General features: G+C 42.2%; 12 protein-coding genes. 9 read left to right on the top strand and 3 right to left on the bottom strand.

Annotated features, from left to right (window positions below; all coding sequences use genetic code 11):
* The first annotated feature begins 18 nt into the window (after positions 1 to 18).
* The 5 genes from bioB to ACE01U_RS15740 all read left to right on the top strand — a co-directional run bounded on the left by bioB (position 19) and on the right by ACE01U_RS15740 (position 4,379).
* Positions 19 to 1,011, top strand: a complete 993-nt coding sequence (gene bioB, locus ACE01U_RS15760; RefSeq protein ID WP_395579906.1) for a biotin synthase BioB — start codon at positions 19 to 21, stop codon at positions 1,009 to 1,011.
* Between the two features lie 70 nt (positions 1,012 to 1,081).
* Entirely contained in the window at positions 1,082 to 1,756 is a 675-nt protein-coding gene (locus tag ACE01U_RS15755; RefSeq protein ID WP_395579905.1) for a class I SAM-dependent methyltransferase, read from the top strand.
* A 52-nt stretch (positions 1,757 to 1,808) separates the two neighbouring features.
* Positions 1,809 to 2,606 (top strand): thioesterase family protein, encoded by a 798-nt coding sequence (locus tag ACE01U_RS15750; protein WP_395579904.1) that lies wholly within the window; start codon positions 1,809 to 1,811, stop codon positions 2,604 to 2,606.
* A 90-nt stretch (positions 2,607 to 2,696) separates the two neighbouring features.
* Positions 2,697 to 3,470, top strand: coding sequence for a Rossmann-like and DUF2520 domain-containing protein (locus ACE01U_RS15745; protein WP_395579903.1), 774 nt, complete (start codon positions 2,697 to 2,699; stop codon positions 3,468 to 3,470).
* A 123-nt stretch (positions 3,471 to 3,593) separates the two neighbouring features.
* Positions 3,594 to 4,379 carry a fatty acid desaturase family protein gene (locus ACE01U_RS15740; protein WP_395579902.1) on the top strand — a complete coding sequence of 262 codons (786 nt, stop codon included), beginning with the start codon at positions 3,594 to 3,596 and terminating at the stop codon, positions 4,377 to 4,379.
* A 53-nt stretch (positions 4,380 to 4,432) separates the two neighbouring features.
* On the opposite strand, the gene trmB is transcribed toward ACE01U_RS15740, so the two are convergent.
* A complete protein-coding gene (gene trmB / locus ACE01U_RS15735) occupies positions 4,433 to 5,149 on the bottom strand; it encodes a tRNA (guanosine(46)-N7)-methyltransferase TrmB (RefSeq protein WP_086208879.1) in 717 nt (238 codons plus the stop codon).
* Positions 5,150 to 5,341: 192 nt separating this feature from the next.
* Between trmB and ACE01U_RS15730 the strand changes: the two genes are divergently transcribed.
* Complete coding sequence (locus ACE01U_RS15730) at positions 5,342 to 7,798, top strand: ExeM/NucH family extracellular endonuclease (protein WP_395579915.1); 2,457 nt, start codon at positions 5,342 to 5,344, stop codon at positions 7,796 to 7,798.
* A gap of 64 nt (positions 7,799 to 7,862) precedes the next feature.
* Here the strand turns inward: ACE01U_RS15730 and ACE01U_RS15725 are convergent, their stop codons facing one another.
* Positions 7,863 to 9,305: a SulP family inorganic anion transporter gene (locus tag ACE01U_RS15725; RefSeq protein WP_395579901.1), complete on the bottom strand. Its 1,443-nt coding sequence runs from the start codon at positions 9,303 to 9,305 to the stop codon at positions 7,863 to 7,865.
* A 219-nt stretch (positions 9,306 to 9,524) separates the two neighbouring features.
* Here ACE01U_RS15725 and ACE01U_RS15720 point away from each other — a divergent pair, with 219 nt between their 5' ends.
* The 3 genes from ACE01U_RS15720 (at position 9,525) to ACE01U_RS15710 (ending at position 11,201) form a co-directional block, all read left to right on the top strand.
* Entirely contained in the window at positions 9,525 to 10,136 is a 612-nt protein-coding gene (locus ACE01U_RS15720; RefSeq protein ID WP_078388936.1) for a glutathione binding-like protein, read from the top strand.
* Between the two features lie 156 nt (positions 10,137 to 10,292).
* Positions 10,293 to 10,874, top strand: a complete 582-nt coding sequence (locus tag ACE01U_RS15715) for an NAD(P)H-dependent oxidoreductase (RefSeq protein WP_395579900.1) — start codon at positions 10,293 to 10,295, stop codon at positions 10,872 to 10,874.
* 15 nt (positions 10,875 to 10,889) lie between these two features.
* A complete protein-coding gene (locus tag ACE01U_RS15710; protein WP_086208402.1) occupies positions 10,890 to 11,201 on the top strand; it encodes a putative quinol monooxygenase in 312 nt (103 codons plus the stop codon).
* A 40-nt stretch (positions 11,202 to 11,241) separates the two neighbouring features.
* Here the strand turns inward: ACE01U_RS15710 and ACE01U_RS15705 are convergent, their stop codons facing one another.
* Positions 11,242 to 11,967, bottom strand: coding sequence for a hypothetical protein (locus tag ACE01U_RS15705; RefSeq protein WP_395579899.1), 726 nt, complete (start codon positions 11,965 to 11,967; stop codon positions 11,242 to 11,244).
* Between the last annotated feature and the right edge of the window lie 269 nt (positions 11,968 to 12,236).

Below are 12,236 nucleotides of genomic sequence, written 5' to 3'. Positions count from 1 at the left end.
AAGTAAAAGGAATAGCATATGCACCTGAGAAATGATTGGACTCGCGCTGAAATACAAGCACTCTACCAACAGCCTTTTTTAGATTTGGTCTTTCAAGCACAGCAAATTCATCGTCAGTACTTTGAAGCGAATGCGATTCAAGTCAGTACTTTACTGTCGATCAAAACAGGAAAATGCCCTGAAGACTGCAAATACTGTTCACAGTCTGCGCGCTATGACTCAAAGCTTGAAGCTGAAAAAAGAATTGCGGTTGAAAAAGTGATTAGCGAAGCACAGCAGGCAAAGGCCTCGGGTTCTACACGGTTTTGTATGGGTGCAGCATGGCGAAATCCACATGAGCGAGATATGCCATATGTTTTGGATATGGTGCGTGAAGTCAAAGCACTGGGTTTAGAAACCTGTATGACGCTAGGCATGCTGAATGCCTCTCAAGCCGAACGTTTAAAGGGTGCAGGACTCGATTATTACAACCATAACTTAGACACGTCGCGTGAGTACTATCCAAATGTGATTAGTACCCGAAGTTTTGACGACCGTCTAGATACCTTAAGTCATGTCCGAGAGGCAGGCTTAAAAGTGTGTAGTGGCGGGATTGTTGGCTTAGGTGAAGAGACCAAAGATCGAATTGGCTTATTGTTTGAATTGGCGACTTTACCGATTCATCCTGAGTCTATGCCGATCAACATGTTGGTTCCCATGCAAGGTACGCCTTTGGCAGAAGTTGAAAAGTTAGATGTAACGGAGTGGATTCGCACTATTGCGGTAGCGCGCATCATTATGCCGAAAAGTTATATTCGCTTGTCTGCGGGGCGAGAATCGTTGTCCGATGCCGACCAAGCTTTGGCCTTCATGGCGGGTGCAAATTCACTGTTTTCGGGTGAAAAATTGCTGACTACGCCAAATACTGCTGAGGGGAAGGATCAACAACTCTTTCAAAAACTGGGTCTACATGCTGAAAAAGCCAAACCGCAACTTGCTGAGTTAACGGTCGATGCTATGGCTGTGGCTTAAGTGCTAGAACATGCGGTCATGAAAGTGTAGATTTAGGGCGACGATTAAAAATAGATGAGTGAAGAATAAAATGGCGAAAGACTTTCAGAGTCAAACTGTAGTGGATGGTTATGATGAACATATTCGTAAGCTCATTCCAGGGTATGAGTTGGTTCATTTGCAAATTCAAGCCATTTTAAAAACACATTTACCACAACATGCACATGTATTAATTGTGGGTTGTGGCACAGGCTATGAGCTTTCATATTTGTTGGCGCAGCATCCGACGTGGAATTTTACCGCTGTTGATCCATCTTTGACCATGATTGAAAAAGCACAGCAGTTATTGAGCGCGACCAATTGTGATTTAACGCGGGTTCGCTTTGTCCATGGTGATACCACGGCATTACATGAAAGTGCACAGTTTGATGCAGCTTTAGCCATATTGGTGGCGCATTTTATTCCGCTTGAAGCAAAGCCATTCTTCTTTGCCGATATTTTCCGTTGTCTTAAAACACAAGCGATTTTACTCAGCTATGACCTGATGAGCTCTAGTGATGACAGTGAGCTCAAGGTTTTACAAACACTATGTCAGAGCAATGGTTTGACGGTGGTACAGAGTGAAAAAATGATTGAGCGCCTGCAACAAGATTTTTATCTGATATCTGCCAACCAGATGCGAGAGCTTCTGACTAAAGTTGGATTTCATGAAGTACGAACTTATAGTCAACTGTTGAATTATTATGGTTTTTTTGCACAAAGATAAAACCCAATGGTAGTAAAAAATACATTTTAAAGATAAGAGTGAAGGAATACACATGGCAGCCTATTATCAACTTTTAAATCGTGAACAGCACAGTGATGGGAGCTGTACGGCGTCTTATCTTTCCAATATTCATGCACAGGGTGCATGGAATCCGCATGAGCAACACATGGCGCCAGCAACTGGTGTTTTGTGTGCGGAGTTAGAGCAGTTTCAACCACGCGAAGAGATGCGCATTGGACGCGTGAGTTTAGATATTTTTGGACTGATCGCTTTTGGTGAGTTTACGGTGCATACCCGTGTCATTCGTGCTGGAAAAACTATTGAACTGATCGAGGCGGAAATGCAGGCAAACGGCAAGACCTGTATTGTGGCTCGTGCTTGGAAAATGATGAAGCAAGATACCAGTGTAATTGCAGGGTTAGAAGATCAACCCATTGTACATCCTGAAACTTTGCCCGTGTGGGATGGGATGAAATGTTGGCCGGGCGGTTATATCCAGAGTATTGAGACACGTGCGGCAGAAGGCCATCGAGCAGGTAAAGGCATCGTTTGGTTGAACAATAATTTGGACATGGTGGAAGCTCAGCAAACATCAAGTTTTGTGCGCTTATTGGGCATGGTCGACACAGCCAATGGTATTGTGCCACGTCAAAATCCAGCATCTGGATGGGGTTTTCCAAATTTAGACCTACAACTGCATTTATACCGTTTACCCCAAGGGAAATGGTTAGGTTTGGAAGCGACGCAGCAATATGGTGATGATGGTATCGGTTTAACCAGTGCGGTTTTGCACGATGAGCAAGGGCCATTTGGTCGTAGTGAACAGATTTTGACCCTGCGTAAGTTTTAGTTGGTCAGTGTCAATTTAATAAAAAAGGATGAATTGCTTCATCCTTTTTTTATTGGCATGCTGTAGGCACTTTAAAATAGTGAAATCAAGATGCGGATCAGTTTAATTGGAGCAGGGCGGGTGGCTCATCATTTGGCCAAAGCCCTGATGTCTCAGCATGAAATCATCAATATTTATAGCCGAAGCTTCGATAAAGCTGTGGATTTGGCGCAAGTTGTACATGCAAAGGCGGTCAGTCATTTTAAGCAGTTAAATGCTGATGTGGATTTGGTGATGATTGCGGTAAGTGATCAGTCGATTCCAAGCGTGATTTCAGCATTGACTGAATACCTGCCGAATGTGTTGATTGTGCATACTTCAGGAAGTACAGCGCTTTCAGTTTTGGCGATGAAACATGCACGTGCAGGGGTTTTTTATCCCTTACAGACCTTTAGCTTAGAACGTGAAATTGATTGGTCAAATACACCATTGTTTGTAGAAGCCACCGAAAATACGGATCTTCAAAGACTACATACTCTGGCAGAAAGCATGAGCCAACGCGTGTATAGCTATAGCTCTGCGCAGCGTCTAAGTTTGCATTTAGCGGCTGTCTTTGCTTGTAATTTTAGTAATTATTGCTATGACATGGCGAAACAAGTGGTGGATGCAGAGCAGGTCGATTTTAGTCTGCTATACCCCTTGATTTTAGAAACCGTGCAGAAAGCCACACAGAATAATCCGAAACAGATGCAAACTGGCCCTGCGATGCGTCAGGATCAGAATATTCTACAAATGCATCAACAGATGCTTGCGCAAGCTCAACGTGCGGATCTTGCTGAAGTGTATGCCTTAATGAGTCAGCAGATCAGTCAACGTCACAGTTGACATTCAAAATAAGAAACGAAGATGCAAGTCACAAAGCACAAGCAAAGCCACTGAAAACGTGGCTTTTTTTATGCCCTAAGATTCGGTACAGTATTGCTTAAAATAAATACAAATAGAGGGTGTATGCGTTCACATTCATTATTAGAACAAGTGCAGTGGAAAGATCTCGTTCAGTTAGGTCGTACTGATGTTATCAGTGAGCTATTTATCTCTTTACCGTGGTTGATCGTCTCTTTCATTTTTGCAAGTTTACAGTGGTATGTCTTGGCGCTGTTTTGCTCGTTTATGTTTTTCTTAACTGGGCTGAGACAGGTGCATAATGCCTTTCATTTTGCCTTAGGCATTAGCCGACCTGCGACTCATTGGGTCATGTTTGTCTTAAGTATTATCATGCTCGGCTCGATGCATGCGGTACAAATTAATCATCTTCGACACCATCAGCATTGCATGCAGGACGAAGATATTGAAGCGAAAAGTGCAACCATGAAGTGGTGGCAAGCTTTGCTTTTTGGCCCTATTTTTCCATGGATGTTGCATAAAAAAGCCTTTGAGGTTGGGACTAAAACCCAGAAAAAATGGATGTCTACTGAGCTGGTTGCCAACGTCATGGTATTGTTTTTGGTTTTTGTGATCTTGGATATCAGTATTTTAAAATACCATGTCAGTGCCATGTTGATTGGGCAATGCATGACGGCTTTTTTTGCGGTGTGGACGGTACATCATGATACTGAAGATCATGTGTATATGGCGCGCACAGTGCGCAATGAGTTTAAACGGGTCGTGACCTACAACATGTTTTATCATGTGGAGCATCATTTGTTTCCCGCAGTGCCGACACGACGTTTACATATTTTGGCAGAACGTTTGGATGAACATGATCCAACGGTTGAAATTCGGCATGTGTTCTAACATTTTAAGTATAAAAAATAGGGCACTAGGCCCTATTTTAGAAGATCTAAAATTTAGTTAATTTTCTTAAATAAGAAGTCGTTGATCTTATGGCCTTCTTCGAGTCCGCGACGTTCAAATTTAGTTTGTGGACGCCAGTCTGGACGCGGGTAGCTGTTGCCTTTACCAGCCATATTTTCAAGATTTGGACGGTTATCAAGTACATCAATCATCCACTCTGCATACGGTTCCCAGTCTGTCGCTGCGTGGAATGTTCCACCCATTTCCAACTTTTGCTCAACCAGTGGCATACGGTCATGGGAAACGAAACGACGTTTAAAGTGGCGTTTTTTCTGCCACGGGTCTGGGAAGTAGAGTTGCACAGCGTTGATGCTGTTGTCTGGCATTTCACGTAAGACTTGAATAGCATCTGCATCTAAAAGACGAAGATTGGTTAAACCTGCAATTCCAGCTTCATACACACATTGTGCGATCCCCGGAACATGCACTTCAATGCCGACATAGTTACGTTCAGGGTTGGCTTGCGCCATCAAGACCAATGAACGTCCCATACCAAAGCCAATTTCAACTGTGAGCGGGCGTTCTGGATGTTCAAACTGTTGGCGTAAGTCACCTACAGGGTATTCCAAAATCATGTGACCATATTGTTCAAGCGCAGTGCGTTGCGAGGTGTTCAGCGGAGATGAACGACGCATAAATGTCACAATTTCGCGGTGTTCATTTAAGTTGTCTAGCTCGACGACTTGCTGGTCTAATTGATCATTCGTCATAATTTTGGCAGATGTAGAAATTTGAAAGCGGTATTGTAAGTCCTGAGCAGGACAAGTCAAATTTTTTACTCAGAATTTATCAAATTCAGCACGCTCTATTTTGATTAGCCTAAAAACTGTCATCATTTATTAATCATGATGTAACGAATAAAAATTAACCTGCCATCTGATTTAACCAACTGATAAAAAATGATGAAAAATTTTAAGCCACAGATATTAAGCCTGAGCCTGATTTTGGCAGGTTGTTCTTTTCCCGCGTATGCACAACTATTATTTAGTCAGTATGTAGATGGCACTTCAAATAAGAAAGGATTAGAAATTTATAATCCAGATCCGACGACGGTCAATTTGGCAGAATATCAGATTAAACAGTTCGCAAATGGCAGTACCAATGCAAATTTGACAGTGAGTTTGTCTGGGCAATTGGCAGCAAAGGGGTATTATCTGGTCGGGCATTCTGCTTTAAAAGAAGCGCTGGGCGATGCGGTACAACAGCAGGCGAACTTAGCTTTCAATGGTGATGATGCTTTGGTGCTTTATCATAATGGCATTGCGATTGACCGCTTTGGCACAGTGGGTGAAAGACCAAGCACTGGATGGGGTAGTGTTGCAACAGCGAATAGTTTTAAACGCACACTATTAAGTAATCATGTTTCCAGTGCAGGGATTGACGTTACCGCACCGTTTGATTTGGCATCGGCATGGGAAAAATGGTCAGACCGAAATGCATTTTCCAGTTATCTTGCTGGAAATACAGTGGCACCGCCATTGACCACCCTGAGCTGTAGTACGACAGCGACCCCAATTGCGACATTGCAAAGTGCAGCGCAAGATGTGGAATATGTAGTGAAAGGCGTAATCACGGCTGATTATCGTTATAACAATGGTTTCTCAGGTTTCTTTATCCAAACCCCAGATGCTCAAGCCCAAGCCAATACCAGCAACGCGGTGTTTGTCTATGTTCCCTCTTCAAGTAGCGTGACAGGTGGGCAAGTCGGGCAGGAAGTCATTTTTAAAGGCAAACTGAAAACCTATCAAAACCAACTACAGCTTCAAGATTTAAGCAGCGATATTAACGTATGTAATCCTTCGGCGAGTGACTTGGTTAAGCCAATAGCGATCAATTTGCCCTTTGATAATTTGACTGAAATGTCAGGCCATGCCCCAAAACGTTATCAGGGTATGTTGGTCAATATTCCTCAAACTCTAACGGTCAGTGAAAACTATGATTATGGGCGTTATGGTCAGTTGGCTTTAAGCCCTGCGCGTTTATATATTCCAACCAATTTATATCCTGCCAACTCAACCGAAGCCAAAGCACTGGCACAACAAAATTTACGTTCTAAACTGATTTTGGATGATGGTTACAACAATCAGAATAGAACGCCGTGGTTGCCAACTTCTTTTAGTGCTAAAAACACCCTACGTACAGGTGCACAACTGCAAAATGTACAAGGCATTTTAGAATACCGTTATAACCAATGGCGAATTCAACCTGTGCTTGATGCAACAGCGCCGCAAGTCTTAGACGCGCAAAACCCACGTACGAGCGTTCCTGCGAAAGTCTCACAGCAAATTCGTGTTGCAGCATTTAATGTACTGAATTATGACAATGGTTTGGCGCAAGGTTTTCCGACGGAACGTGGTGCAAGTTCTGAGGCTGAGTTTAAAAAGCAACATCAGAAAATTGTCAGTGCATTAAAAGCGATTGATGCAGATGTTTATGGTCTGATGGAAATTGCCAACAATGGTTATGGCGAGCGTAGTGCAGTTGCAGATTTAGCCCAAGCGCTAGGGAGCGATTGGAAATATGTAACACCTCCAAATGCTGACAAACTCGGAACCGATGCGATTGCTGTTGCTATTATTTATAATGCTAAGCGGGTCAAACCAATCAATGTCGCAGCGGTCTTTGATGATCAGAGTCAGAAAAACCGTGTCACGATGGCACAAACCTTTCAAGCTTTATCTGGCGGGAAGACTTTTACAGTTATTCCCAACCATTTGAAGTCTAAAGGTAGCTGTCCAGATGATAAAACTTCGATAGAGGCAGATCAGGGCGATGGTCAAGGATGCTGGAATCCAACCCGCGTTAAAGCAGTGCAAGCGTTAATGCAATGGGTCGCAAAAAATCCAACGCAGGTGAGTAAACCAAATGTCTTACTGTTGGGGGATATGAATAGTTATGCCAAAGAAGACCCAATTTTGGCGCTTGAACAAGCCAACTATAAAGTCTTGTTGAATGATGAAGAAATTGGTCAGGGGAAAGCAGCCTATAGCTATGTCTTCGGTGTAGCCAGTAATGCCCAAGGTTATGGTGGCGCAGGCAATTTAGACCATGCGATTGCCGATGCAACACTTTATCCTTTGGTGAAAAAAGCATTTGCATGGCATATCAATGCGGATGAACCGACGGCACTGGACTATAACGAAGAATATAAAACTGAGGAGCAAATTGCTGCATTCTATGCAGACGATGCTTACCGCTCTTCTGACCATGATCCTGTGATTGTGGATTTAGACTTAAACGATGCAGTGGCTAATGAGGATGATAAAACCAGTGCGGGAAGTACAGGGCTGTGGTCTGCATTAGGGTTAATTGGTTTGGCCTTATATGGTAGTCTAAGACGTCGTAAGAATCAGCCTTAACTCTCTTTATGGATAATAATAAAAGGGCGTTATCGCCCTTTTATTATTATCTAGGGTTTCAGTTTTATGAGCTGATGCGGTCAATGAGGGTGCTGCTGGCTTCATTTAAGCCTAACACCTCGACCACTACACCGCGGGCTGCAAACTTTTCAACCACAGCATTTAACATTTGGACTGAAGTCATATCCCAAATATGTGCATGGCTGAGTTCAATTTCAACCTTCTGAATATGTTCGTTAAAGTCAAAAAACTGAAAGAATTTCTCTGAGCTGCTAAAGAAAATTTGACCATTCACTACATAGCGACGGGTATGGTTATGCAGTACAGACTGGACATGAACCGTACTTTCCAGTTTATTGATGAAAAATAATGCGGACAGTAAAACTCCGACAAAGACACCCAAGGCAAGATTGTGTGTGGCTAAGACAATGATCACGACACTCAACATTACCATATTACTTTGTAACGGGTGTTTAGCGATGTTTTTAACCGAGTCCCATTGAAAGGTTGTAAATGCCACCATGATCATAATGGCAACCAACGCCGCCATTGGAATATAAGACAGCCAGTCTTTAAAAAATACCACCAAACACAGTAAAAACACACCAGCCACTAAGGTTGAAAGTCGAGTACGCGCACCTGAGCTGACATTAATCACAGACTGTCCAATCATGGCACAACCTGCCATACCGCCCATAAAACCGCTCACAATATTTGCCATACCTTGTCCGCGACATTCTTGATGACGGTCACCTTCAGTGCCTGTGACTTCATTCACTACTGTAGTGGTCATCATGCTTTCAAGCAAACCGACGGTCGCTAATGTGATGGCGTAAGGAAAGATAATTTGTAGCGTTTCAAAGGTCAGTGGAATATCAGGCAGTAGAAAAATAGGTAAAGTATCGGGGAAATGACCTAAGTCACTGACCATACGCATATCTGTGCCGAAAAACAGCGCCAAAGCGGTCAGGACAAGAATACAAATAAGCGGTGAGGGAATGCTTTTCCCCAGTTTAGGCAGATAAGGAAACAGATAAATCACAGCGAGGCCAAGTGCAACAAATGCATAGCCCCAGTGATTCATTTGGCTGAGTTCTGGAAGCTGGGCCATGAAGATTAAAATTGCCAGTGCATTTAAAAACCCATACACCACTGACTGCGACACAAAACGCATCAGTTTGGCGACTTTAAAATAACCCGCAATGATCTGAATGACACCAGTGAGTATAGTTGCCGCCAGTAAATACTGTAGGCCATGCTCTTTGACCAGCGTGATCATGAGTAGAGCCATCGCGCCTGTAGCAGCTGAAATCATGGCTGGACGACCGCCAAAAAAAGCAATGCTCACTGCGATACAAAAGGAGGCATACAGTCCGACTTGAGGGTCTACACCTGCAATTGCTGAAAAAGCAATAGATTCGGGAATTAGAGCAAGTCCTACCACTAAACCAGCAAGAACATCGGTACGAATGTTAGAAAACCATTCATCTTTTTTAAGGCTAATCACAGATCAAATTCATTTTAGGGTCAAGGGGGCTATGTTAAAACAACTCTGTTGCAAATTGCAGTGTTGTTGTACTTGAAAAAAAATGTGAATTAGACAATATTCAATAGGCGAACGAATGATTTTTCGTTTACGCTTTTTTGCAATTTACAGGTTTTGATCACTTGAAAGTTTGTTAGAAGCCATTTAAAACAGAGAATAGAGTTATAACAAGGATCAGATATGAAGCTTTATTATGCACCGGGTGCGTGCTCGCTTGCGGCGCACATTATCCTCAATGAAATTAATGTTGACTTTGATTTAGTCCGAGTAGATTTAAAAACACATAAAACAGAAAAAGGTGCTGATTATTACGAAATTAATCCAAAAGGATATGTACCCGCTTTAGAAATTAATCCAGGTTTGATTCTGACTGAAAATGTAGCCATTTTGCCATTTTTAGCACAACATGATCCAAAACAAGATCTTATTCCGCCATCAGGCTTAGGGCGTGCCAAAGTTTTAGAATGGCTAGGTTATTTAAACTCTGAATTGCACGATGCTTATGCCGTTTTCTTCGGTGCGCCATTAGATGCCGCTGCCAAAGAAAAAGCCTATGCAGAGATTGATCGTTTACTTAGTTATATCGACAAACAAATTGGTGAGTCGGATCATGACTATTTGGTCGATGATAATTTTGGCCCTGCGGATGCATATTTATTTGTCCTCACCAATTGGTCAAATGGCATCGAACATGATTTATCACCGTATAAAAATATTATCTTTATCCGTAATAAAGTGGCTGAACGCCAGTCAGTACAAATTGCAATGCGAGATGAAGGTCTAATTCCTTAATTTTGATGCATTGAAGAAGCGCCGAAAGGCGCTTTTTTTCTACTTTAAAATTTATTGTTGATATTTAGTCAATAATATTTTGCAGATTCACTACTTTTTAGCGCTGAACAGAGTCTCTATAGTGCCTACATAGATTTTGGCTTTTGGGCTCTTCCAATGAAAAATATTTTATTAATTAACGGTGCAAAAACCTTTGCACACTCGAATGGTCAGTTAAACGATACCTTGACTGAACTTGCACAAGAGGTCTTGTCAGGTTTAGGGCATCAGGTTCAAGTGACCCGTGCCGATAGCGAATATGATGCAAAAGTTGAAGTGGAAAAATTTCTGTGGGCAGACACCGTGATTTACCAAATGCCAGGTTGGTGGATGGGTGCGCCGTGGACTGTGAAAAAGTATATTGATGATGTCTTTACCGAAGGGCACGGTAGTCTGTATGCCAATGATGGTCGCTCACGTGCAGATGTTTCAAAAAAATATGGTTCAGGCGGTCTGATTCACGATAAAAACTATATGCTGTCGTTGACATGGAATGCACCGATGGATGCATTTAACGATACTGAACAATTTTTTCATGGGGTTGGGGTCGACGGGGTTTATTTACCTTTTCACAAAGCCAATCAGTTCTTAGGAATGCAAACCTTACCGACATTTATTGTGAATGATGTGATTAAAGCACCTGAAGTTGAAGCCTATATGGCGCAGTACCGTAACCATTTGACGCAAGTTTTTGCTTAATTCGGAGAGGCAACGATGTTAACTGTAATAGCTGAAATTATTTGTCATTCAGAGCAAGATTTTAAAACGGTTCTTGATTCATTCAACAACATTCGTGAGCAGGTCTTACAAGAGCCTGGTTGCCATCTCTATGACGTGCATATTGATCATCCTTCTGTTGAGAGTGCATTACAGACCAAAGTACCGTTTTCAATCATGATGTATGAAAAATGGGAAAGCATGCAGCATTTAGAAACACATATGCACAGTATCAATATGCAGCAACATGCTCAAGCAACCGAAGGTGCAGTTGCTCAGGTGCAAATCCGTATTTTAGAAGCGCAATAAGCGATGCATATGAGTTTGATAAAGCTTTTCTTCGCTCTATCTATTTAAACTCAAGTGGTTCATTGAACTGAACCTGTTCGAGTTTCAATGCGTAGCGCTGTTTGAGTGTTGACCATTGAACTTTGACAGGTTGTGTAGTTTCAGCAAATTCATTTTCACCTGTCGTATTTTTTACTTTGCCTGTCATAAAGTTAATACTTTGTGCCGTGATGTCGCCCGATGCACGGTGGAAATCATCGACATCATAACCAATCAGTTTAAATGCACGATTTTGGTATCGGAAAGTATACGTGTGATTGGTCACATACCACGAACCACAGCTTAACCAGTAGTGCAGATGAACTTTGAGCACGCCTTTTTGAATGCTTAACGTTTCAGTCTCACCGAGTGGATCAGCGAGGCAAGGGGACTCTAGGTCGCCTTCAGTCGGCAAAGTAGTATTAGTCGCTGCAAGTTGATAACCCTGAGCATGCTTCAATAAAACCAAAAGCTTTCGTTCATTGATATTGAGGAGATCACTGCCTAAGCGATCATTTTTAACGATATGTTCAGGATTAGTATCTTCAATAATCAGGGTAATGTCCGCTTGACCATCTTGGTTTAAATCGCCTTGGGCTTTTTCTAAAACCTTCCAGTTTTTTGGCACAAAAGCTTGGTAGCTCGTTTTGAGAGTAGGTTTTGCCTCTGCTTTAGCACAAGTACTGTGGGTAAAAGTTATGAAAAATAAGGTATTGAGTATGAGTGTTGGTCTGATCCATTTTTGCATGGGCATCGTTTCCTCTCATTTTTATATGGTTATAGATATTTGAAGATGGATATTATTGAGTGTATCAAAGAGTACGACGGAATGTCCCTACAAGCTAAGTCAGCATAAAATACTGACTTATGTTGAAATAAATAAAAAAGGACTCCGAAGAACACTGCTGTCCCACAAATATCACAAGAAGAACCTCAGTTGAGGTTCTTCTTGCTTATTCCACTTTTTGTCAGGTAAAAACAGAGCCTTTAAGAGCTTCCTTTCAAATAAATTCACCT

The organism is Acinetobacter halobius (genome assembly GCF_044130335.1).
GTDB lineage: Bacteria > Pseudomonadota > Gammaproteobacteria > Pseudomonadales > Moraxellaceae > Acinetobacter.
The sequence above is the reverse complement of the archived record's forward strand: the minus strand, read 5'-3'. Positions and strand labels throughout refer to the sequence as shown.